Origin of the sequence: Streptomyces sp. NPDC086147 (genome assembly GCF_040702165.1) — a bacterium.
Lineage (GTDB): Bacteria > Actinomycetota > Actinomycetes > Streptomycetales > Streptomycetaceae > Streptomyces.
The window spans coordinates 509,190-534,860 of sequence record NZ_JBFBJO010000002.1 but is presented as its reverse complement, the minus strand read 5'-3'; the positions used below and the strand labels follow the sequence as shown (position 1 = coordinate 534,860).

5 protein-coding genes are annotated in these 25,671 nt (G+C 75.7%); all 5 read left to right on the top strand.

The window, feature by feature from the left end; genetic code table 11:
- Positions 1-127 precede the first annotated feature (127 nt).
- The 5 genes from AB0398_RS07080 to AB0398_RS07060 all read left to right on the top strand — a co-directional run bounded on the left by AB0398_RS07080 (position 128) and on the right by AB0398_RS07060 (position 25,642).
- The gene (locus tag AB0398_RS07080) at positions 128-14,389 is read left to right on the top strand and encodes an amino acid adenylation domain-containing protein (protein WP_366372829.1); all 14,262 of its coding nucleotides are present in this window, start codon (positions 128-130) and stop codon (positions 14,387-14,389) included.
- Entirely contained in the window at positions 14,386-21,684 is a 7,299-nt protein-coding gene (locus AB0398_RS07075) for an amino acid adenylation domain-containing protein (RefSeq protein ID WP_366372828.1), read from the top strand. Before AB0398_RS07080 ends, AB0398_RS07075 begins: the two co-directional genes overlap by 4 nt.
- Positions 21,685-21,837: 153 nt before the next feature.
- Positions 21,838-22,641, top strand: a complete 804-nt coding sequence (locus AB0398_RS07070) for a 2,3-dihydro-2,3-dihydroxybenzoate dehydrogenase (RefSeq protein WP_366373021.1) — start codon at positions 21,838-21,840, stop codon at positions 22,639-22,641.
- 122 nt (positions 22,642-22,763) lie between these two features.
- Positions 22,764-23,972 (top strand): isochorismate synthase DhbC, encoded by a 1,209-nt coding sequence (gene dhbC, locus AB0398_RS07065; protein WP_366373020.1) that lies wholly within the window; start codon positions 22,764-22,766, stop codon positions 23,970-23,972.
- Positions 23,969-25,642 (top strand): (2,3-dihydroxybenzoyl)adenylate synthase, encoded by a 1,674-nt coding sequence (locus AB0398_RS07060; protein WP_366372827.1) that lies wholly within the window; start codon positions 23,969-23,971, stop codon positions 25,640-25,642. Before dhbC ends, AB0398_RS07060 begins: the two co-directional genes overlap by 4 nt.
- The last annotated feature ends 29 nt before the right edge of the window (positions 25,643-25,671 follow it).

The window sequence follows — 25,671 nt, the reverse complement described above, 5'->3', positions numbered from 1 at the left end:
GGGCGGGGCGCCGCCGGTGCCACCGGCCCGGCACCGCCCCGGCGCCCCGCCCTCCCTCCCCTCCCCCTCTCCGTCCCGTCCCGCGGCCGGCCCCGAGCCGCCGCGGGTGACCCCTGGAGCAAGATCCATGACCGAGCGTGCTCTGCGACGCCTCGCCCTGACCGGGGCCCAGACCGGAGTCTGGTACGGCCAGCGGCTCGACCCCGACTCCCCGGTCTACAACGTCGGGCAGTACGTCGCCGTCGACGGCGCGCTCGACACCGGCCTCTTCGCGACGGCCCTGCGCCGGGTCGTCGGGGAGTGCGAGGCGCTCACCGTCCGCTTCGAGGAGGACGAGAACGGGCAGCCCGCCCAGTTCCTCGCCGACGCGCCCCCGGCCGGGCCCGTCGTCGAGGTCGTGGACCACCTCGGCGCCCCGGACCCGGAGGCCGCCGCGCTCGCCGCGATGCGCGCCGACATGGCCGCGCCCGCCGACCCGGCCACCGCGCCGCTGTTCGGCTTCGCCCTGCACCGGGTCGCCCCGGACCGCACGCTCTGGTACCAGCGCGTCCACCACATCGCGCTCGACGCCTACGGCTTCTCGCTCCTGTCCCGCCGCACCGCCGAGGTCTACACGGCGCTCGCGAACGGCGAGGAGCCCGCCCCCTCGCCGTTCGGCCCGCTGTCCGCCGTCGTCGACGAGGAGGCCGCCTACCGGGACGGCGAGCGGTACGCCGCCGACCGCGCGTACTGGCTGGACCGGCTCGCGGACCGGGGCGACCACGAGCCGCTGGCCGGCGCCTCCTTCCCGGCCGCCCCCGACTTCCTGCGCGCCTCGGCCGCGCTCGACCCCGAGGCCACCGCCGGGGTGTTCGCGCTCGCCCGCGCCGCCAAGGCCACCTGGGCGGACGTCGTGACGGCCGCCTTCGCCGCCTTCCTGCACCGCTCGACCGGCGAGCGGGACGTCCTGCTCTCGCTGCCCGCGATGGCCCGCCTGGGCTCGGCCTCCCTCTCCGTCCCGGCGATGGTGGTCAACGTGCTGCCGCTGCGGGTCGCGGTCCGCCCGGACCTCCCCCTGGCCGAACTGGTCGCCGAGGTCGCCGCCGGCGTCCGCGACCTGCGCCGCCACCAGCGCTACCGCGCCGAGGACATCCGCCGAGACCTCGGCCTCGTCGGCCGCGACCGGGGCCCGCTCGGCCCGATGGTCAACGTCAAGGCCTTCGACAACGCCCTCGACTTCGCCGGCGCCCCCGGCACCGTGCACAACGTGGCCGCCGGACCGGTCGACGACCTCACCCTGGCCGTCCGCCACGACACGGCCGCCGGCCGGATCGCCTTCGAGCTCGACGCCAACCCGCTCGCCTACGACGCCGAGGGCCTGAACGCCCGCTGCGCCGAGTTCGTCCACTTCCTCACCGAGGCCGTGACCGCCGGCCCCGGCACCCCCGTGGGCCGCCCCGACCTCCTCGACGGCGCTCTCCTGGAGACGCTCGCCGGGCAGGCCGCCGCGACCGCCCGCGCGATCGCGCCCGGCACCGTCGTCGAGGCCTTCGCCGCCCAGGCGCGGGAGCACCCCGAGGCCGTCGCGCTCGTCGCGGGCGACGAGGAGCTCACGTACGCGGAACTCGACGCCCGCGTCGACCGGCTGGCCCGCCTCCTCGCCGCGCGCGGCGTCGGACCCGAGCGGTTCGTCGGCATCGCCCTGCCGCGCGGCGCCGACCTGATCGTGGCCCTGCTCGCCGTGCTCAGAGCCGGCGGCGCCTATCTGCCGCTCGACCTCGAATACCCGGCCGAACGCCTGGAGTTCATGGTCGAGGACGCCCGCCCGGTGTGCGTCCTCACCACCCTGGCCGCCGCGCCCGACGCCCCCGACGTGCCCGGCACCGAGACCCTCGTCCTGGACTCCCCCGACGCCCTGTCCGCCCTGGCGGATCTCGCCGACCCCACGGCCGAGCCCACTGCGGCCCTGCCTCTCCCGGACGGCGACCACCCGGCGTACGTCATCCACACCTCCGGCTCCACCGGCCGCCCCAAGGGCGTGGTGATCCCGCACTCCGCGCTCGCCAACTTCCTGCGCATGCAGGCCCACGAGCTGGCCATGGAGCCCGGCGACGGGCTCGTCGCCGTCACCACGGTCTCCTTCGACATCGCCGCCCTGGAGATCCACGTCCCGCTGATCAGCGGCGCGGCGGTGGTCCTCGCGGGCCGCGACACCGTCCGCGACCCGGCGGCGCTCGCCGCCCTGGTCGAGGCCCACCGGCCGACCGTGATGCAGGCGACGCCGTCGCTGTGGCACGCCCTCCTGGAGGAGGGCGCCCCGAGCGCGCTCGCCCGGACCAAGGTCCTCGTCGGCGGCGAGGCGCTGCCCGCCGCCCTCGCCGAACGCCTGGCCCGCACGGCCGCCTCGGTCACCAACGTGTACGGGCCGACCGAGGTGACCGTCTGGGCCACGTCCTCGGTTCTCTCCCCCGCGCACACCGGCGCCCCGGACATCGGCCTGCCGTTCTGGAACACCCGCGCCCACGTCCTCGACTCCGCGCTCCGCCCCGTCCCGCACGGCCGCCCCGGCGAGCTGTACCTGTCGGGCGACCAGCTCGCGCGCGGCTACCTCGGCCGCCCGGCGCTCACCTCCGAGCGGTTCACGGCCGACCCGTACGGCCCGGCCGGCTCCCGCATGTACCGCACCGGCGACCTGGTGCGCCGCCGCCCCGACGGCGTCATCGACTTCCTGGGCCGCGCCGACGACCAGGTGAAGGTGCGCGGCTTCCGCATCGAACTCGGCGAGATCGAGACCGCCCTGACGGACCGTCCGGAGGTGGACCGGGCCGTGGTCGTGGTCCGCGAGGACATACCCGGCTCCCCGCTCCTGGTCGGCTACGTCACCGGCGCGGGCGGCTCCGCCCCGGACGCGGCCGGGCTGCGCGCGGCCGTGGGCGAGCGCCTGCCCGCGCACATGGTGCCGTCGGCCGTGGTGGTCCTGGACTCCTTCCCGCTCACCGCCAACGGCAAGGTGGACCGGCGTTCGCTGCCCGCGCCCGACCTGGCCGGGTCCGCCGCGACCGCCGGCCGGACCCCTCGCGACGCCCGCGAGGAGATCGTCGCCGGGGCGTACGCGGACGTCCTGGAGCTGGCCTCGGCCGGCCCCGACGACGACTTCTTCGACCTCGGCGGGCACTCGCTGCTCGCCGCCCGCGTCGCCGCCCGGCTGCGCACCGCGCTCGGCGCCGACTGCGGCGTGCGGGACGTGTTCGAGGCCCGTACGCCCGCGGCCCTGGCCGAGCGGCTCGCCGCCCGCACCGCGTCGGGCGCCCGTCCGGCGCTCACCGCCGGGGAGCGGCCCGCGACGCTTCCGCTGTCCGACGCGCAGCACCGGCTCTGGTTCCTGCACCAGCTCGAAGGCCCCAGCGCCACGTACAACATCCCGTTCGTGGCCCGGTTCGGCACGCTCCTGGACCCCGCCGCCCTGGACGCGGCCCTCGGGGACGTGGTGGCCCGGCACGAGACGCTGCGCACGGTCTTCGCGGAGCACGACGGCGAGCCGTACCAGCGGATCCTGCCCCCGGCCGACGCCGGGGTGCGGCTGCGCGTGGAGGAGACCGCCCCGGACCGCGTCGACGCGGCCGTGGACGCGGCCCTCGGCCACCTCTTCGACCTGTCGGCCGAGGCCCCGGTGCGGGTCACCCTGGTCCGCGACGCCGAGCGCGGCGCCGACGCCCTGGTGGTGCTGCTCCACCACATCGCCAGCGACGAGTGGTCGATGGGCCCGTTCCTGAACGGCCTCGAACACGCCTACGCGGCCCGGCTCCGGGGCGAGGCCCCGGAGTTCGCCCCGCTGCCGGTGCAGTACGCCGACTTCGCGCTCTGGCAGCGCGAGGCCCTGGGCGACCCGGCCGACCCGGAGTCCCCCGCCGCCCGGCAGGCCGCGCACTGGCGCGAGGCGCTCGCCGGCCTTCCGGCCGAGGCGACCCCGCCCGCCGACCGGCCCCGGCCCGCCGAGCCCGACAACGCGGGCGGCATGGTGCACCACGAGGTGCCCGCCGCCCTCGCCTCCGGCATCCGCCGCCTGGCCCGCGAGTCCGGCACCAGCGTCTTCATGGTCGTCCACGCGGCCGTCGCCACCCTGCTCCACCGGCTCGGCGCGGGCGACGACATCCCGCTCGGCAGCCCGGTCGCGGGCCGGTCCGACCCGGCCCTGGACGGTCTCGTCGGCTTCTTCGTGAACACGGTGGTGCTGCGCGCCGACCTGTCCGGCGACCCGACGTTCGCCGCCCTCCTGGAGCGGGTGCGCGGCACCGACCTGGCCGCGCTCGACCACGCCGACCTGCCGTTCGACGCGGTGGTGGAGGCGGTCAACCCGGAGCGCTCCCTCACCCGGCACCCGCTCTTCCAGACCATGGTGTCGCACAGCACCGTCACCCAGGACGTGCGCGCCCTGTTCGGCCTGGACGCGGCCGTGGACCGCACCGACCCGGGCGTCACCAAGTTCGACCTCGACGTCACCTTCTCCGACAGCGCCCACGGCGACGAACTGGACCTGGAGGTCTTCTACTCGTCCGCCCTGTACGACCGGGCCACGGCCGACGCGTTCGCCGTCCGGCTGCTCGGCCTCCTGGAGCAGGCCGTCACGGACCCGGAGGCCCCGGTCTCCGCGTACGAGCTGCGCTCCGAGGAGGAGCGGGCGCTCCTGGAGCGGTGGAACGACACCGCCGTGGACCACCCGGACGCCACGGTCGTGGAGATCCTGGCCGAGCGCGTCGCGGCGACGCCCGACGCGACCGCCCTGGTCTGCGGCGAGGAGCGCCTCACCTTCGCCGAGCTCGACGACCGGGTCAACCGGCTCGCGCTGCTGCTCGCCGGGGAGGGCGTCGGCCCGGACGCCGTCGTGGCGCTCGCCGTGCCCCGCTCGGCCGAGTCCGTCGTCGCCGCCTTCGCCGTCCTCACGGCCGGCGGCGCCTACCTGCCGCTCGACCTGGACCACCCGGAGGAGCGCCTGGCGTACATGCTGGGCGACGCCGCGCCCGTCTGCGTCGTCACCACCCGGGCCGTGGACGGGCGGGTCCCGGACGCGAACGGCGCGGCCCGGCTCGTCCTGGACGACCCGGCGGTCCAGGACCGGCTGGCCGCCTCCGAGGGCCCGGCGCCCCGCGCGCCGCGGCCGGACGACCTGGCGTACGTCATCTACACCTCCGGCTCCACCGGCCGTCCCAAGGGCGTCGGCCTGCACCACGCCGGTCTGACGAACCTGTACCGGGACCACGAGCGGCAGCTCTACCGCCCGGTCGCGGAGCGCCTCGGGCGGCGCGTGCGGGCCCTGCACACCGCCTCGTTCTCCTTCGACTCCTCGTGGGAGCAGCTGCTATGGCTGATCGCGGGCCACGAGCTGCACGTCCTCGACGAGTACGGGCGCCGCGACGCGGACGCCGTCGTCGCCCACGTGCGGGAGGCGCGGATCGACGCGCTCGACGTCACCCCGTCGTACGGCCGCCACCTGCTCGACGCGGGCCTGCTCACCGGCGACCACCGGCCCCCGCTGTTCCTGCTCGGCGGCGAGGCCGTGCCGCCCGCCCTGTGGACGGAGCTGCGCGCGGTCCCCGGCGTGGAGACGGTCAACTACTACGGTCCCACCGAGTTCACGGTGGACGCCCTGGTCGCCCGGGTCACCGACTGCGAGTCCCCCGTGGTGGGCCGCCCGCTCGACAACACCCGGGCGCACGTCCTGGACGCCCGGCTGCGGCCGGTGCCGCCCGGCGTGCCCGGTGAGCTGTACCTCGCGGGCGTCCAGAACGCCCGCGGCTACCTGGGCCGTGCCGTGCTCACCTCCGAGCGGTTCACGGCCGACCCGTACGGCCCCGCCGGCTCCCGCATGTACCGCACGGGCGACCTGGCGCGCCGCCGCGCCGACGGCCTGATCGAGTTCCTCGGCCGCACCGACGACCAGGTCAAGATCCGCGGCTTCCGCGTCGAACTCGGTGAGATCGAGGCCGAGCTGACGGCCTGCGAGGGCGTCGCCTCGGCCGCCGTCCTGGTCCGCGAGGACGTCCCGGGCGTGCCGCGCCTGGTGGCGTACACGACCGGCGGCGCCGACCCGGACGCGGTGCGCCGCGAGGTCGCCGGGCGCCTGCCCGAGTACATGGTCCCGGCGGCGGTCGTCGCCCTGGACGTCCTGCCGGTGAACGTCAACGGCAAGCTGGACCGCACCGCCCTGCCCGCGCCCGCCGTGACGGCCGCCGCGCCGTCCCGCGCCCCGCGCGGCGAGACGGAGGAGCGCCTCGCGGAGGCGTTCGCGGAGGTCCTGGGCCTCGCGTCGGTCGGCGCCGAGGACGACTTCTTCGCGCTCGGCGGCCACTCCCTGCTCGCGACGCGCCTGGTGGCCCGGGTGCGGGCGGCGGGCCGCGCCTGCTCGGTGCGGGACGTGTTCGAGGCCCGTACGGTCGCGGCCCTCGCGGCCCGGCTCGCGGAGCGGACCGCCTCCGCGCGGCCCGCCCTCGCCCCCGCCGCACGACCCGAGCGGCTGCCGCTCTCGTACGCCCAGCGGCGCCTGTGGTTCCAGTACGACATGGACGGCGCGAGCTCCACGTACACCGTCCCGCTGGCCCTGCGGCTGCGGGAGCGGCCCGACGCCGACGCCCTGCGCGCCGCGTTCGGGGACCTGGTGGCGCGCCACGAGGTGCTGCGGACCGTGTTCGCGGAGGCCGACGGCGAGCCGTACCAGCGGATCCTGGCGCCCGGCGAGACCCGGGTGCCGTTCACGGTCCGCGAGGTGGCCCCGGAGGCGCTCGCGGACGCGGTGGAGGCGGCGGTCGCGGAGCCCCTGGGCCTGGAGGACGAACTCCCCCTGCGGGTCACGCTGTTCGGCGCGTCCGACGACGAGCACGTCCTCGTGGTGCTGCTGCACCACATCGCGACCGACGAGTGGTCCACCGGACCGCTCCTGACCGACCTGGACACCGCCTACACCGCCCGCCTCGCGGGCCGGACCCCCGAGTTCCCCGAACTCCCCGTCCAGTACGCCGACTACGCCCTCTGGCAGCGCGAGCTCCTGGGCGACGCGGCGGACGACTCCTCCCTGGCCGCCCGCCAGTCCGCCTTCTGGCGGGGTGCCCTCGCCGGGCTGCCGGAGGAGCTGGCGCTGCCCGCCGACCGGCCCCGGCCCGCCGTCCCGACCCACCGCGGCGACACCGTCACGGCCGAGCTCCCGGCCGACCTGGTGGCCCGGCTCGACCGGCTGGCGGCGGACTCCGGCGCGACGATGTTCATGGTGGTGCACGCGGCCGTCGCGGCCCTGCTCCACCGGCTCGGCGCCGGGGACGACATCCCCCTCGGCACCCCGGTCGCGGGACGCGGCGACAGCGCCCTCGACGGGCTCGTGGGCTTCTTCGTCAACACGGCCGTCCTGCGCACCGACCTGTCCGGCGACCCGTCCTTCACCGAGCTGCTCGACCGCGCCCGTACGGCGGGCCTCGCGGTCCTCGACCACGCCGACCTGCCCTTCGACGCCGTCGTGGAGGCGGTCGCCCCGGTCCGCTCGCTCGCCCGCCACCCGCTGTTCCAGACGATGGTGGCGTACGAGGGCGGCGGCCCGGACCTGTCCCGGCTGCTCGGCACGGACGCCGGGGAGTTCCCGGTGCGGGGCGGCGCGGCCAAGTTCGACCTGGAGATCCTGTTCCGGCGTACGCAGGACGCGGGCGGCGCCGGCATGACCTGCGGCGTGCGCTACGCGACCGACCTGTTCGAGCGCGCGGGCGCCGAACGCCTGACGGAGCGGCTCGTCCGCCTCCTGGACGCCGTGGCGGCCGCGCCCGACGCGCCCGTGTCCTCGGCCGCGCTGATGGACGGGGACGAGCGGCGACGGGTCCTGGAGGAGTGGAACGCGACCGACCGCGTCGTGGACGGTCCGCGCACCCTCGCGGACCTGGTCGCGGCGGGCGCCGAGAAGGCGGAGGGCCCCGCGCTGGTCTTCGAGGACGAGGAGCTGTCCCGCAGCGAGTTCGACGCACGCGTCAACCGGCTCGCCCGGCTGCTCATCGGCCGGGGCGTGGGACCGGAGTCGGTCGTCGCCGTGGCCCTGCCCCGCTCGCTCGACCTCCTTGTCGCCATCCACGCCGTCGTACGGGCCGGTGGCGCCTACCTGCCGCTCGACCTCACCCTGCCCGCCGACCGCCTCACCCACATGACGGACACCGCGCGTCCGCTGTGCGTCCTGACCGACCTTCCGTCGCTGGGCGCGCTGCCGGACGGCGTGGAGGCCGAGCCGGTGGTCCTGGACGCGCCCGAGGTGCGCGCGGAGCTGGACGGCCTGGCCGACGCCGTGATCACGGACGCGGACCGTTCGGCTCCGCTGCTGCCGCGCCACCCGGCGTACGTCATCTTCACCTCCGGCTCCACCGGACGCCCCAAGGGCGTCATGGTCGAGCACGAGGCCATCGTCAACCGTCTGGCCTGGATGGAGGACACGTACCGGCTGACCCCGTCCGACCGGGTCCTCCAGAAGACCCCGACGACGTTCGACGTCTCCGTCTGGGAGCTGTTCTGGCCGCTCGCCCAGGGCGTGCCGCTGGTCGTCGCCCGGCCCGAGGGGCACCGGGACCCGGAGTACCTCGCGGAGCTGATCCGCGAGCGGCGCGTCAGCGTGCTGCACTTCGTGCCGTCGATGTTCCAGGCGTTCCTGGACTCGGTGGACGTGGCGGACTGCCCGGGCCTGCGCCTGGTCGTGTGCAGCGGCGAGGCCCTGCCCACCGGCCTGGTGGACCGGTTCCACGCCTCCGCCGGGGGCCGCGCGGTCGCCCTGGAGAACCTCTACGGGCCCACCGAGGCCGCCGTCGACGTCACCGCCGCCACCGCCCTCCCGGGTGCCACCACGGCCTCGGCCTCCATCGGCTCCCCGGTCTGGAACACCCGCGTCCACGTCCTGGACGGGCGCCTCCAGCCGGTCCCGGTCGGCGTGCCCGGCGAGTTCTACCTCGCCGGAGTCCAGCTCGCCCGCGGCTACCTCTCCCGTCCCGACCTGACGGCGGAACGATTCGTCGCCGACCCGTACGGCCCCGCCGGCTCCCGCATGTACCGCACGGGCGACCTCGTCGTCCGCCACGCGGACGGCCGGATCCAGTACCTCGGCCGCACCGACGACCAGGTCAAGCTGCGCGGCCTGCGCATCGAGCTCGGCGAGATCGACGCAGTCGTGGCCTCCGCCCCCGGCGTGGCGCACGCGGTGACGCTGGTCCGCGAGGACCGGCCCGGCGTGCAGCGGCTCGTGGGGTACGTCGTCGCCGCCGGCGACGGGCCGGTCCCCGTGGACGCGGTGCGCGCCCACGCGGCCTCCCGCCTGCCGGAGTACATGGTCCCGAACGTGTTCCTGGAGATCCCGGCCGTTCCCCTCTCCCCCAACGGCAAGCTCGATCGCCGGGCCCTGCCCGTGCCGCCGGACGCCGTCGCCGGGCCCTCGCGGGCGCCGAGGGACGCGCGTGAGGAGATCCTGCTCGGGATCGTCGCGGCCGTGCTCGGTCTGGAGACGGCCGGGGTCGAGGACGACTTCTTCGACCTCGGCGGCCACTCCCTGCTCGCGGCCCGCGCGGCGAGCCGGATGCGGTCCGCGCTCGGCGTGGAGTGCTCGGTGCGGGACGTGTTCGAGGCGCGGACGGTCGCGGCGCTCGCGGCCCGGCTCGCGGAGCGGACCGCCTCCGCGCGGCCCGCCCTCGCCCCCGCCGTGCGGCCGGAGCGGCTGCCGCTCTCGTACGCCCAGCGGCGCCTGTGGCTCTTCGACAGCGTGCGGGGTCCGGGGACCGCGTACAACGTGCCCTTCGCGGTCCGTCTCGACGGGCCCGTGGACGCGGGTGCCGTGCGGGCCGCCGTGGAGGACGTGGTGGCGCGGCACGAGGTGCTGCGGACCGTGTTCGCGGAGGCCGACGGCGAGCCGTACCAGCGCATCCTGGCGTCCGGCGAGGCGCAGGTGCCGTTCGTGGTGCGCCGCGTCCGCGCCGACGTCCTGGCCGCCGAGGCGGAGGCCGCCTCCCGGCACGTCTTCGACCTGGCCCGGGAGATCCCGGTGCGGGTGACGCTGCTCAGCGCGTCCGACGAGGAGCACGTGCTGGTGGTGCTGCTGCACCACATCGCGACCGACGAGTGGTCCACCGGACCGCTCCTCACCGACCTGGACACCGCCTACGCGGCCCGTGCCGCCGGCCGGGCCCCCGAGTTCCCCGAACTCCCCGTCCAGTACGCCGACTACGCCCTCTGGCAGCGCGAACTCCTCGGTGACGCCGAGGATTCGGACTCGGCGGCGGCGCGCCAGGCCGCGTACTGGCGGGAGGCGCTGGCCGGGGTTCCGGAGGAGCTGGGGCTGTTCACCGACACCCCGCGTCCGGCGACGCCGACGCACGGCGGCGACGTGGTCCCGTTCGACGTGTCCGCCGCGACGGGCGCCGGGCTGGCCCGGATCGCCCGCGACTCCGGCGCGACGATGTTCATGGTGGTGCACGCGGCCGTCGCGGCCCTGCTCCACCGGCTCGGCGCCGGGGACGACATCCCCCTCGGCGCCCCGGTCTCCGGGCGCGGCGACGAGCAGCTCGACGGACTCGTGGGCTTCTTCCTGAACACGCTCGTGCTGCGCGCGGACGTGTCGGGCGAGCCGACGTTCGCCGAGCTGGTCGACCGGGTGCGGGACGCCGGGCTCGCGGGCTTCGCCCACGCCGACCTGCCGCTCGAAGCGGTGGCGGAGGCGGTGGGCGCGGCCCGCTCGCAGGCCCGCAACCCGCTGTTCCAGGCGATGGTGACCTACCACTCGGTGTCCACCGAGGTCTCCTCGCTCTTCGGGGTCGCGGCCCGCGAACTGCCGGTGGAGATCGGCGGGTCGAAGGTCGACCTGGAGTTCGCGTTCGGCGGCTCGGAGGACGACGGGCGGATCGAGGGCGGTCTGCGGTACGCGACCGACCTCTTCGGCCGGCCGGGCGCCGAGCGGCTCGTGGAGCGGCTCGTCCGCCTCCTGGACGCCGTGGCGGCCGACCCGGGCGCCCCGGTCTCCTCCCTGGACCTGATGGACGGGGACGAGCGGCACGCCCTGGAGGGGTGGAACGCGACCGACCGGGTCGTGGACGGCCCACGGACGCTGGCGGACCTGGTGGCGGCGGGCGCGGCGAAGGCCGAGGGTCCGGCGCTGGTCTTCGAGGACGAGGAGCTGTCCCGCAGCGAGTTCGACGCACGGGTCAACCGCCTCGCCCGGCTGCTCATCGGCCGGGGCGTGGGACCGGAGTCGGTCGTCGCCGTGGCCCTGCCCCGCTCGCTCGACCTGCTGATCGCGATCCACGCCGTCGTGCGGGCCGGTGGCGCCTACCTGCCGCTCGACCTCACCCTGCCCGCCGACCGCCTCGCCCACATGTGCGAGACGGCCCGGCCGGTCGCCGTCCTCACCGACGCGGCCTCGGCGCCGGACCTTCCGGCGGGGCTCGCGGCGGAGCGGATCGTGCTCGACTCGGCCGCCGTGGCGGCGGAGTGGACCGGCGCGGACGCGCACGCGGTGACGGACGCGGACCGCTCGGCTCCGCTGCTTCCCCGCCACCCGGCGTACGTCATCTTCACCTCCGGCTCCACCGGACGCCCCAAGGGCGTCATGGTCGAGCACGAGGCCATCGTCAACCGCCTCCAGTGGATGCAGGGCGCGTACGGGCTCACGCCCGCCGACCGGGTCCTCCAGAAGACGCCGACCACCTTCGACGTCTCCGTCTGGGAGCTGTTCTGGCCGGTGACGCAGGGCGTGCCGCTCGTCGTCGCGCGGCCGGACGGGCACAAGGACCCGGAGTACCTGGCCGAGGTGATCCGCGAACGGCGGGTCAGCGTGCTGCACTTCGTGCCGTCGATGCTGGCCGCGTTCGTCGCGGGGGTGGAGGTCGTGGACTGCCCGAGCCTGCGGCTCGTGGTGTGCAGCGGCGAGGCCCTGCCGACGGACCTGGTGGACCGGTTCCACTCCTCCGCCGGGGGCCGCGCGGTCGCCCTGGAGAACCTCTACGGGCCCACCGAGGCCGCGGTGGACGTCACCGCCGCCACCGCCCTCCCGGGCTCGACGGCGGCCTCGGCCTCCATCGGCTCCCCCGTGTGGAACACCCGCGTCCACGTCCTGGACCACCGGCTGCGGCCGGTACCGGTCGGCGTCCCCGGTGAGCTCTACCTCGCGGGCGTCCAGCTCGCCCGCGGCTACCTCTCCCGCCCCGACCTGACGGCGGAACGATTCGTCGCCGACCCGTACGGCCCCGCCGGCTCCCGCATGTACCGGACCGGTGACCTGGTCGTCCGCCACGACGACGGCCGGATCCAGTACCTCGGCCGCACCGACGACCAGGTCAAGCTGCGCGGCCTGCGGATCGAGCTGGGCGAGATCGACGCGGTGCTCTCCGGGGCTCCCGGGGTGGCCCGTGCCGTCTCGGTGGTCCGCGAGGACCGGCCGGGCGTGCGCAGGCTCGTCGCCTACGCCGTCCCGGCGGGCGACGGGCCGCTGGACCCGGACGCGCTGCGGGCGCACGCGGCGACGCGGCTCCCCGAGTACATGGTCCCGGCCGTGATCCTGGAGATCCCGTCCGTGCCGCTCTCCCCGAACGGCAAGCTGGACCGGCGCGCCCTGCCGGTGCCGCCGGAGCCCCGCCCCGCGACGGCACCGACGGCGGCCGTCCCGGCCGCCGCGTCCGAGACGCCTGCCGAGCTGCTCGCGCGGCTCATGGCCGAGGTCCTGGGGCTGCCCGCCGTGGGTCCCGACGACAACTTCTTCGAGCTGGGCGGCGACAGCATCGTCTCCATCCGGTACGTCAGCCAGGCCCGCAAGGCCGGGTTCACGGTGACGGCCCGTCAGGTGTTCCAGCACCCGACGCCGGCCGGTCTGGCGGCCGTCGCCGCGCCCGCCGCCCCGGCGGGCAAGGCGCCGGAGCGTCCGGCCGAGCAGGCGACGGGCCCGCTGGTCCTGCCTCCGGTGGCGCACTGGTTCGCGGGGCGCGGCGGCGCGTACCGCCGGTTCTGCCAGGCCCGTCTGGTGCTGCTGCCCGCCGGGGTGCGGCACGCGGACCTGGAGACCGCGCTCCAGGCGGTCCTGGACCGGCACGACGGTCTGCGGCAGGTGCTGACCGTGGCGCGGCCCGGGGTGTGGAGCGCCGAGGTCGCCCCGGTCGGCTCGCTGGAGGCGGCCTCGGTGCTGCGGACGGTGGACGCGGCCGGGCTCGACGCGGAGGCCCTGCGGGAGCTGGTCTCCCGCGAGTCGGACCGGGCGGCGGACGAGGTGGACCCGGAGTCCGGGCGGACCGTGCGGGCCGTGCGCTTCGACGCCGGTCCCGGCGAGCCGGGCAGGCTGCTGCTCGTCGCCCACCACCTGGTGGTGGACGAGGTGTCGTGGCAGATCCTGCTGCCGGACCTGCGGGCCGCGTGCGAGGCGGCGGCGGAGGGGCGGACGCCCGCCCTCGACGCCGTGCCGACGGCGCTGCGCACCTGGACGGCGGGGCTGCTCGCCGAGGCGCAGAGCGCGCGCCGGACCGCCGAGCTGGATCGGTGGCTCACCGAGTCCGCGACCGGCGGGCGGCTCCTGACGGACCGTGCCCTCGACCCGGCGCGGGACACGGTGGCGACCGCGCGGCGGCTCACCGTGCGGCTCTCCGCCGAGCGCACCGAACCGCTCCTGACCGCCGTGCCGCAGGCCTTCCACGGCACGGTCAACGACACGCTGCTCACCGCGCTCGCGCTCGCCGCGGGCGACTGGGCGGCCCGGCACGGGAAGCCGGCGAACGGCCTGACCGTGGAGCTGGAGGGCCACGGGCGGGAGCAGGACCTCGTCCCGGGCGCCGACCTGACCCGTACGGTCGGCTGGCTGACCGGCGTGTACCCGCTGCGGCTCACGGCGGACTCCTACGACGCGCGTGCGGTCGTGGGCGGGACGCAGGACGCGGGGGCGGCCCTGAAGGAGATCAAGGAGCGGATCCGCGGGGTCCCGGACGGCGGCGTCGGCGCCGGGCTGCTGCGGTACGCCAACGCCGCCACCGCCGGTCTGTTCGACCCGGAGGACCGCCCGGAGATCCTGTGGAACTACCTGGGCCGGCAGACCGCCGCCCGGCAGTCCGCGTGGGGCCCGGCCGAGGAGGCCGACGCGCTCGCCGTCGGCCCGGAGCCGGACGCCCCGCTCGCGTACCCCCTCCAGGTGGACGCGGAGGTGGAGCAGGGCCCGGACGGGCCGGAGCTGGCCGCCTCCTTCCTGTGGGCGGGCGACGCCCTGTCGCAGGACACGGTCGCGGCGCTCGCGGACGGCTGGACGGCCGCCCTCGACGCGCTCGCCGCCTGGGCCGCGGGCGGGGTCACCGCCGGCCACACCCCGTCCGACCTCGACCTGCTCGACCTCGACCAGAACCAGATCACCATGCTCGAAGAAATGTGGAGGGCCCAGCAGTGACGCAGGCTCGTATCGAGGACATGCTGCCGCTGTCCCCCCTTCAGCAGGGCATGCTGTTCCACTCCGTCTACGACGACGGGGCGGCCGACGTGTACACCGTGCAGGTGTCGGTGGCGCTCGCGGGCCCCGTCGATGCCGCCCGCCTGGAGCGGGCGGCCGCGGCGCTGCTGCGCCGGCACCCGAACCTGCGGGCCGGCTTCTGGCACGAGGGGGTGCCGCAGCCGGTGCAGTTCGTGCCGGCGGAGGTTCCCTTCGCACTGGAGCGGGTGGACCTGACGGAGACCGGCGGCGCGGGCTCGTCCGGCGCGTCGGGTGCTTCGGGTGCTTCGGGTGCTTCGGTGGAGGACCGGCTCGCCGGGCTGCGCCGGGCCGAGCTGGCCCGCCGCTTCCAGCTGCACCGGCCGCCGCTGCTGCGCCTGGTCCTCGCCCGGGTGGGCGAGGACGACCACCGCCTGGTGATCACGGTCCACCACATCCTGGTCGACGGCTGGTCGATGCCGCTGCTCGTGGGCGATCTGCTCGCCCTGTACGCGGCGGACGGGGACGCCTCGGGGCTGCCGCCGGTGCGCCCGTACCGCGCCTATCTGAAGTGGCTGAAGGAGCAGGACGCGCCGGCCGCCGAGGCCGCCTGGCGCGACGCGCTGGCCGGGGTCGAGGAGGCGACGCTGGTCGCGGAGCCCGACCCGGCGCGCACCCCGGTGCGGCCGGGCGTGCGGTCCCTGGAGCTGTCGGAGGAGGCCACCGCCCGTCTGACGGCGGCGGCCCGGCGCCTCGGCACCACGCCCAGCACCCTGATCCAGTGCGCCTGGGGCCTGCTCGTGGGCGGTCTGACGGGCCGTCGCGACGTGCTGTTCGGTCTGACCGTGTCGGGCCGTCCGGACGAGATACCCGGTGTCGAGTCGATGCTCGGCCTGTTCATCACGACCGTGCCGGTGCGGCTCTCGGTCCGCAACGAGGAGACCGTCGAGGGGCTGCTGCGCCGCTTCCGCGACGAGCAGAACGCCCTCCTGGCCCACCACCACCTGGGGCTGCGCCTCATCCGCAAGCAGAGCGACGCGGGCGAGCTGTTCGACACCCTCGTCGTCATCGAGAACTACCCGGTGGACCCGGCGGCGCGCGAGACCGTCGCCGCCGGGGTGCGGGTGACCGGGGTCGAGGCGGAGGACGCCACCCACTACCCGCTGACCCTCGCGGTGTCGCTGGACGAGCGGGCGCTGCTGCGCCTGGAGTACCGCCCGGACGTCTTCAACGACCGGCGCGCGGGTCTGATCGCGGACCGGCTGGCCCACGTCCTGGACCGGATCGCGGAGGAGCCCGGCACGGCGGTCGGGGCGCTGCCCCTGCTGCCGGAGGCCGAGTCGGCGCGGGTGCGCGGGAGCTGGCCGGGGACGGTGCGGGACGTGCCGGCGGGCACGGTCGCGGACGTGTTCGCGGAGCGGGCGGCCCGTACCCCCGACGAGGTCGCGGTGGTGTGCGGCGGGGAGTCGCTCACCTTCGCGGAGGTCGACGCGCGGGCCGCGCGGCTCGCGTCGCTGCTCGCCGGGCGGGGCGTGGGCCCCGAGTCGGTGGTGGCGCTCGCCGTGCCGCGCTCGGCGGAGACGGTCGTGGCGATCCTCGCCGTCCTGAAGGCAGGCGGCGCGTACCTGCCGCTGGACCTGGACTACCCGGCGGAGCGGCTCGGTCTGATGGTCGACGACGCGCGTCCGGTGTGCGTGGTGACCACCGCGCGCGGTCTGGAGCTGCTGCCGGAGGCCGGCGACGGTCCGGAGCGGATCGTCCTGGACGCGCCGGAGACGGCCGCCGCCCTGGCCGCGGCCCCGGCGGAGTTCACCTCCCCGGCCGTCGCGGACGGGCACCCGGCGTACGTCATCTACACGTCCGGCTCGACCGGTCGCCCCAAGGGCGTCGTCCTCACCCACGGCGGTCTGTCCAACCTGTACGCGAACCACGTCGCGGACGTCTTCGGTCCGGTGGTCGAGGCGACCGGCGGCCGAAGGCTGCGCGCCCTGCACACGGCGTCGTTCAGCTTCGACACCTCCTGGGAGCAGCTGTTCTGGCTGGTCGCCGGGCACGAGCTGCACGTCCTGGACGAGACGGGCCGCCGGGACGCCGAGTTCGTCGTGTCGTACGTGCGGGAGCACCGGATCGAGACGATGGACGTCACCCCGACGTACGCGCTCGGCCTGCTCGACCAGGGCCTCCTGGACCCGGCCGCGCACCGTCCGGCGCTGCTGCTGCTCGGCGGCGAGGCAGTGCCGGAGGCGCTGTGGTCGGCGGTGCGGACGGCGACCGGTGTGATGTCGGTGAACCTGTACGGCCCGACCGAGTACACGGTGGACGCGCTCGCGGCGGACCTGGCGGCCTCGGCCACCCCGGTGGTGGGCCGGCCGATCGGCAACACGCGCGCGTACCTCCTCGATTCGGCGCTGCGGCCGGTGCCGGCCGGGGCGACGGGCGAGCTGTACCTCGCGGGGCACGGCATCGCGCGCGGCTACCTGGGCCGGTTCGCGCTGACGGCGGAGCGGTTCGTGGCCGACCCGTACGGCGCCCCGGGGTCGCGGATGTACCGCACGGGCGACCTGGCGCGGCTGCGCGCCGACGGGGAGATCGAGTATCTGGGCCGGGCCGACGACCAGGTGAAGATCCGGGGCTTCCGGATCGAGCTGGGCGAGGTCGAGTCCGCGCTCGCGGCGGTCGGCGGGGTCGGCGCGGCGGCCGTGGTGGTCCGCGAGGACACGCCGGGGGTGAAGCGGCTTGTCGGCTATGTGACGGGCACGGCCGACCCGGTGGCGGTCCGCGAGGAGCTGGCCGTGAGCCTGCCGGACTACATGGTTCCGGCGGCGGTCGTGGTCCTGGACGCGCTGCCGTTCACGGTGAACGGCAAGCTGGACCGGGCGGCGCTGCCCGCGCCGGTGTTCGGCGGCTCCGAGGGGTCGCGGGCGCCGAGCGGGGAGCGCGAGGAGGCCCTGTGCCGGGTCTTCACCGACGTCCTGGGGCTCGCTTCGGTGGGCGTGGACGACGACTTCTTCGCCCTGGGCGGCGACAGCATCGTCTCCATCCAGCTGGTGACCCGGGCCCGCAAGGAGGGCCTGGTGCTCTCCCCGCGCGACGTGTTCGAGCGGCGGACGGTCGCGGCGCTCGCGCTCGCGGCCCGGACGCCGGAGAAGAAGGCGGCGGCCACGGCGGCGCCGGACGCGGACGCCCCGCTTGTGGAGCTCGACGCGTCCGGCCGGGCGGTCCTGGAGCAGGTGTTCCCGGGTGCCGAGGAGGTGCTGCCGCTGGCTCCGCTCCAGGAGGGCCTGTACTTCCACGCCCAGTACGACGACCGGGCGCTCGACGTCTACCTGATGCAGAACTTCGTGGAGCTGCGGCACGCCGTGGACACGGCCGCGCTGCGCTCGGCGTTCGACGCGATGCTGCGCCGCCACCCGAACCTGCGCTCGGCGTTCTGGCACGAGGGCCTGCCGGGCCCGGTGCAGGTGGTCCCGGCCGCGTGGGAACTGCCGTGGGAGGTCCGCGACCTGACGGGGCTCGACCGGGCCGCGCAGGACGAGGCGCAGCGGGAGTTCTCGCTGGCGGACGCGGCGACCCGGTTCGACCTGTCGGCGCCGCCGCTGATGCGCGTGACGCTGCTGAAGTTCGCCGAGGACCGCTGGATGCTGTGCGTGACGCAGCACCACATCCTCACCGACGGCTGGTCGGAGTCGCTGTTCTTCGAGGAGCTGTTCGCGCTGTACGGGGCGGGCGGGCGCGAGGAGATCCTGCCGCCGGTCACGCCGTACCGGGAGTACCTGCGCTGGCTGGCGGGCACCGACCGGGAGGCGGCGCGGGCCGCCTGGCGCGACCACCTGTCGGGCCTGGACCAGGCGACGCTGGTCGCGCCGGCCGACCCGACGCGGCAGCCGGTGACCGCCGAGGTGGTGGACATCGCGCTCGGCGAGGAGGTCAGCGACCGGCTGCGGTCGTTCGCGCGGGGCTCCGGCGTCACCCTGAACACGGTCCTCTCGGCGGCCTGGGCGCTGTCCCTGTCCGGGATGACCGGGCGGGACGACGTGGTGTTCGGCGCGACGGTCTCGGGCCGTCCGGCGGACGTGCCGGGCGTCGACCAGATGATCGGCATGTTCATGAACACGCTGCCGTTCCGGGTGACGCTGCGTCCCTCGGAGACGCTGCGGGACCTGCTCGTACGGATGCAGGGCGAGCACGCGGACCTGCTGCCGCACCACTACCTGGGGCTCGGCCCGATCCAGCAGGGCACGGGGATCGGGCAGCTCTTCGACACGCTGTACGTGTTCCGGAACACGCCGCTGGACGACGCGGCGCGCGAGGAGGCGGTGGAGCGGCACCAGATCGGCTGGACGCACAGCGTCGACGGCACGCACTACCCGCTGACCCTGGCGGTCACGCCGGAGCGCTCGCTCGAACTGAGCCTGGCGTACCGGCCGGACCTGTACGACCGGGAGACCGCCGAGCGGCTCGCGGGTCGGCTGCGGCTGCTCGTGGAGCAGTTCGCGGCGGGCGGGGCGACGCCGGTGGGCCGGCTGCGGACCCTGGAGTCCGCCGAGCGGAACGCGCTGCTCGCGCTGGGCGACGACACCGGGCACGACGTGCCGGACGTGCCGCTGGTGGACCTGTTCGCCCGGCAGGCGGCGCGGACCCCGGAGGCCACGGCCCTGGTCTTCGAGGACGAGCGGCTGACCTACGCGGAGCTCGACGAGCGGGCCAACCGGCTCGCGCGGGCGCTGATCGCGCGCGGGGCCGGTCCGGAGCGGACGGTGGCCCTCGGGCTGCCGCGCTCGGCGGACTTCGTGGTCGCGCTGTTCGCGGTGCTCAAGGCGGGGGCGGCGTATCTGCCGCTGGACCTGGACCACCCGGTGGACCGCCTGGCCGCGATGGTCGAGGACGCGGTGCCGGTCTGCCTGGTCACCGTGGACGCCGTACGGGGCCGGGTCCCGGTGGTGGACGGCGTGCCGCCGCTCGCCCTGGACGACCCGGCGGTGGTCGCCGAACTGGCGGCGCTGTCCGGCGGTCCGGTCGCGGAGGAGGAGCTGACCGAGCCGCGCGACGGGCGCCACCCGGCGTACCTGATCTACACCTCGGGTTCGACCGGCCGCCCCAAGGGCGTGGTGGTGCCGGGCTCGGGTCTGGTCAACATGCTGCTCAACCACCGGGAGCGGATCTTCGACCCGGCGGTGAAGCTGGCGGGCGGGCGCCGGATGCGGGTCGCGCACACGGTGTCGTTCGCGTTCGACATGTCGTGGGAGGAGTTCTTCTGGCTGGTCGACGGGCACGAGGTGCACGTCATCGGCGAGGAGCTGCGGCTCGACCCGGCGGCCCTGACGGCGCACTACGACCGGGTCGGCATCGACGTCGTCAACGTCACCCCGTCGTACGGGCAGCAGCTGGTCGACGCGGGCCTGCTCGACGCGGACCGGCACCGTCCGGCGCTCGTCCTGCTCGGCGGCGAGGCCGTGCCGGACTCCCTCTGGTCGCTCCTGGAGGAGACCGAGGGCACGATGGGCTACAACCTGTACGGGCCCACCGAGTACACGATCAACGCGCTGGGCGCCGACGTGGAGATGAGCGTCTCCTCCTGCGTGGGCCGCCCGATCTTCAACACCCGCGCCTACGTGCTCGACAGCGCGCTGCGGCCGGTGCCGCGCGGGGTGCCGGGCGAGCTGTACCTGGCGGGCGCGGGTCTGGCCCGGGGCTACTTCGCGCGGCCGGCGCTGACGGCGGAGCGGTTCGTGGCCGACCCGTTCGGTGAGCCGGGCACGCTGATGTACCGCACGGGCGACCTGGTGCGCTGGCGCGAGGACGGGCAGATCGACTACCTGGGCCGGGCCGACCACCAGGTGAAGATCCGCGGCTTCCGGATCGAGCTGGGCGAGATCGAGTCGGCGCTCGCCGCCGCTCCCGGAGTGGCCGCCGCCGCGGTGGTCGTGCACACCGGGGCGAACGGCGTGAAGCGGCTCGTGGCGTACACCGTGCCCGCCTCGGACGCGGTCCGCACCGACCCGGAGGCGGAGACGGCGGCGCTGCGCGCCCTGCTGTCGGCGACGCTTCCGGAGTTCATGGTGCCGTCGGCGTTCGTCGAACTGGCGGCGCTGCCGCTGACGGTGAACGGCAAGGTGGACCGGGCCGCGCTGCCCGCCCCGGTGTTCGCGGACGCGGGCGGCGGCCGGCCGCCGAAGGACGCCCGCGAGGAGCTACTCTGCGGGATCTTCGCGGACGTGCTCGGTCTGGAGCGGGTCGGCGTGGAGGACAACTTCTTCGAGCTGGGCGGGCATTCGCTGCTCGCGATGCGGCTCGTGGGGCGCATCCGCGACGAGCTGGGCGTGCCGGTGCAGGTGGGCACGGTGATGTCGGCGCCGACGGTCGCGGACGTGGCGGCCCGGATCGGTTCGGACTCGCGCCGGGACGCGCTGCGGGTGCTGCTGCCGCTGCGCGAACGGGGCACGAAGGAGCCGCTGTTCTGCTTCCACCCGGCGTCCGGGTTCAGCTGGCAGTACACGGGTCTGCTGCGCCACCTGGACGCGGACCGGCCGCTGTACGGCGTGCAGTCGCCGGGTCTGGCCGGGGCGCTGCCGGACGCGGCCGACGTGGCGGAGCTCGCCGAGCTGTACCTGACCGCGATCCGGGAGGTGCAGCCGGAGGGTCCGTACCACTTCGCGGGCTATTCCTTCGGCGGGACGGTGGCGCACACGCTGGCGTCGATGCTCCGGGAGCGGGGTGAGGAGGTCGCCTTCCTGGCGCTGCTCGACGCCTATCCGCCGGAGCGGGACGACTGGTCGTACCTGGACGGGCCGGACTGGCGCGAGCGCCTGGAGCGGGAGGAGAACGGCTTCCTGCTCTCGGTGGCGGGCCTGGGCGCGGAGGAGTCCGGGCGCGGCGGGGTGACGCGGGAGGAGGCCGTCGCGGCGATCCGGGACAGCCAGGGCCTGCTCGCCGGGTTCGACGAGGAGCTGCTGCGGGCGATCGTGGACACCAACGTGCACTGCGTGCGGCTGCTCTCGCGCAGCACGACCCGTCACTTCGACGGCGACGTGCTGTTCTTCACGGCCTCGCGCACGACCGCGCCGGAGGACGCGCCGGGCACGGTGTGGCCGGCGCACGTGTCGGGGGAGTTCACCGAGCACGTCCTGGACCGAGGCCACGACGAGCTGATGGCTCCGGAGGCGCTGGCGGAGATCGGTCCGCTCCTGGACGGGGCGCTGCGCGCCGCCGCCGGGAAGCGCCCGGTTCCCGTACGGGCGGGGTCCGTTCGGCAGGCTCCGGAGCGCGAACGCCTTTGAACGACCCCCGGGAACCGATGGGCAACCGATGAGACTTAGGCTAGGCTTACCTAAGTACGAGGAGAGATCGTGACGGATATCAACGGACCGGGCAGACCCGGACCGGGCGGAAACGGGCCGGACGGCACCGGCGGCGGTACCGGCCCCCACGGTATCGGCTCGCGCGGCGAGTTCGCGGGCCGTGTGGCGCTGGTCACCGGCGCCGCCCAGGGCATCGGCGAGGCGGTGGTGCGCGCCCTCTCCGCGCGCGGGGCCACCGTCGCGGCCACCGACCGCTCGGACCAGGAGCTGAAGCGCAGCGTCGCCCGGCTGTCCGAGGACACCGGCGCGGACCCGGCCGCCGGGCCGGTCGTCCCGTACCGGCTCGACGTCACCTCGGCGGACGACGTGACGGAGACCGTGGAGCGCGTCTCGCGCGAACTCGGCCCCGTGGAAATCCTGGTGAACGTCGCCGGGGTGCTGCGGACCGGTCCGGCCGTCGAGACGACGGACCGCGACTGGGCGGACGTCTTCGCGGTCAACACGACCGGGGTCTTCCACCTGTCCCGCGCCGTCGTCGCCGGCATGGCCGACCGGGGCTCCGGCTCCGTGGTGACGGTCGCCTCCAACGCCGCGGGCGTGCCCCGCGCGGACATGAGCGTGTACGCCGCCTCCAAGGCGGCCGCCGTGGCCTTCACCAAGTGTCTGGGCCTGGAGGTGGCCGCCCGGGGCGTGCGCTGCAACGCCGTCTGTCCCGGTTCCACCGACACGCCGATGCAGCGCTCGCTCTGGGCCGGCGACTCCGTCCCCGACAGCGTCCTCGACGGCGATCTCGCCGCCCACCGCACCGGCATACCCCTGCGCCGCATCGCCCAGCCGGAGGACATCGCGGAGGCGGTCGTCTTCCTCGCCTCCGACCGGGCCCGCCACATCACCATGCAGGACCTCTACGTCGACGGCGGCGCCACCCTGCGCTGACGGCCCGCGCGGCGCGGACCCCGGCCCGGGAGTCCGCGCCGCCCACCCACCTCACCGAACCAAGGAGCCCACCCGTGTCGACGGTCCCCCAGGTCGCCGCGCACCCGCCCGCGTCCGCCTCCATACCCTCCCCCTCCCCCGCGCCGCTCGCCGCGCCCGTCCGCTCCGCCCCCACGTCCTCGGCCGTCGGCGCCGCCACCGGACTGCTCGACGCCTTCCGCGCCGGCGACCGCTTCCTCGCCACGCCCACCCGGACCCTGCTCGCCCACGGCGTGCTGGCCGAGGTCCCGCACGGCACCGACCCGATCGCCGAGCGGGTGGCCGACGCCCTCGCCGAGGCCCGCGCCGGACGCCACGCCGCCCCCGTCGTGATGGGCGCCATCCCCTTCGACCAGGACGCCCCGGCCGCGCTCGTCGTGCCCGAGACGGTCCGCACCGGACCGGCCCTCGCCTCCGACCCGCTCGTCGCGCTGCCCGCCGACGCGCCCCGCGCCGGCGCCTGGACCGTCCGCCCGCACCCGGAGCCGGAGACGTACGCCAAGGGCGTCGCCGCCGCCGTCGACCGCATGTGGAAGGGCGAGTTCAGCAAGGTGGTGCTCGCCCGCACCCTGGAGGTCACCGGCCCCGACGAGCTGGACATCGCCGCCATGCTCCGCCGGCTCGCCCGCCGCGACCCCTGCGGCTACACCTTCGCGCTGCCCACCCACCCCGGCCGCACCCTGCTCGGGGCCAGCCCCGAACTCCTGGTGTCCCGGCGCGGCAACCAGCTCGTCTCCAACCCGCTGGCCGGCTCCACCCCTCGCAGCGACGACCTCGCCGAGGACGTGCGGCGCGCGGCGGCCCTCCTGGAGTCCGCCAAGGACCTGCACGAGCACGCGGTCGTCGTCGACGCCGTGCACCAGGCGATGGCCCCGTACTGCTCCTCCATCGACGTGCCCGCCCGGCCGTCGCTGATCCGCACCGCCGCCATGTGGCACCTCTCCACCACGGTCACCGGCACCCTGGCCCACCCCGAGGTGTCGGCCCTGGAGATCGCCTCCTCGCTCCACCCGACCCCGGCGGTCTGCGGCACCCCGACGCCGCTGGCCCGCGAGGTCATCCGGGAGACCGAGCCCTTCGACCGCGGCTTCTTCACCGGCATCGTCGGCTGGGGCGACGCGGACGGCAACGGCGAATGGGTCGTCACCATCCGCTGCGCCGAGGCCGAGGAGCGCACCCTGCGCCTGTACGCGGGTGCCGGCGTCGTCGCCGCGTCGGTGCCGGAGGACGAGACCGCCGAGACCGCCGCGAAGTTCCGCACCTTCCTGCACGCCGTGGGAGCCGAGCTGTGACCGCCCCGACCCGTCCCGCGTCCCTCGACGAGCCGTCCGGGGACGTCCCGTACACCGCCCCCACCTGGCCGGCGGAGTTCGCCGAGCGGTACCGGGCGGCCGGCTGGTGGGAGGGCGTCACCTTCGGGACGATGCTCCGCACCCGGGCCGAGGCCCACCCCGACCGCGTCGCCGTCGTCGACCACGCGGGCCCCGGCGGCGCCCGGCGCGCCTGGACCTACGCCGAACTCGACCTGCGCGCCGACCGGCTCGCGGCCGGCCTCGCGGCCCGGGGCATCGGCGCCGGCGACAAGGTCGTCGTCCAGCTCCCCAACGTCGCCGAGTTCCTCGAAGTGGTCTTCGCGCTCTTCCGCCTCGGCGCGCTCCCCGTCTTCGCGCTGCCCGCGCACCGCGAGTCGGAGATCTCCTACTTCTGCTCCTTCACCGGGGCCGCCGCCTACGTGATCCCCGACGTCCACGGCGGCTTCGACCACCGCGCCCTGGCGACCACGGTCCTCGCCCGCTCCCCCGAGCTGCGGCACGTCTTCGTCGTCGGCGGGGACGCCGGGGCCTTCGAGGCGCTGGCCGACGTCCCGGCCGAGCCCGTCGACCTGCCCGACCGCGACCCCTCCGAGACGGCGTTCCTCCAGCTCTCCGGCGGCAGCACCGGCGTGCCCAAGCTGATCCCCCGGACGCACGACGACTACGTGTACTCACTGCGCGGCTCCGCCGAGATCTGCGCGCTCGACGAGGACAGCGTGTACCTGTGCGCGCTGCCCGCCGCCCACAACTTCCCGCTCTCCTCGCCCGGTTCGCTGGGCACCCTGTACGCGGGCGGGCGGGTCGTCATGTGCCCGCAGCCGGCCCCCGACGTGGCGTTCCCGCTGATCCGGGACGAGGGCGTGACCATCACCGGCCTCGTGCCGCCGCTCGCGCTCGCCTGGATCGACGCCGCCCCCGGCTCCGCGTACGACCTCTCCACCCTCGACGTGCTCCTGGTCGGCGGCGCGAAGCTCTCCGACGAGGCGGCCCGCCGGGTCCGGCCCGCCCTGGGCTGCACCCTCCAGCAGGTCTTCGGGATGGCCGAGGGCCTGGTCTGCTACACCCGGCTCGACGACGACCCGGAGACGGTCGTCACCACCCAGGGCAGGCCGATCTCCCCCGACGACGAGATCAGGGTCGTCGACGACGAGGACGAGGACCTGCCGGTCGGCACCACCGGCCACCTGCTGACCCGGGGGCCGTACACGATCCGCGGCTACTGGAACGCGCCGGAGCACAACGCCCGCGCGTTCACCGAGGACGGCTTCTACCGGACCGGCGACCTCGTCCGGCTCACCCCGAGCGGCCACCTGGTGGTCGAGGGGCGCGCCAAGGACCAGATCAACCGCGGCGGCGAGAAGATCGCGGCCGAGGAGGTCGAGAACCACCTCCTGGCCCACCCCTCGGTGCACGACGCCAACGTGGTGGCCGAGCCCGACCCGTACCTCGGCGAGCGCAGCTGCGCGTACGTGATCCGCCGCCAGGGCGCGGAGGAGGTCAAGGCACTGGTGCTCAAGCGCTTCGTGCGGGAGCGCGGGCTCGCCGCCTACAAGGTCCCCGACCGGATCGTCTTCGTCGACGCCTTCCCGACGACGGGCGTCGGCAAGATCTCCAAGAAGGACCTCCGCGCGGAGAGCGCGGGCGCCTGACCGACCGCCTCCCGCACCCCCCCGCCCCA

Coding starts and splice junctions, on each gene's coding strand:
- AB0398_RS07080 (WP_366372829.1), top strand. CDS start 128: ATGACCGAGCGTGCTCTGCGACGCCTCGCCCTGACCGGGGCCCAGACC.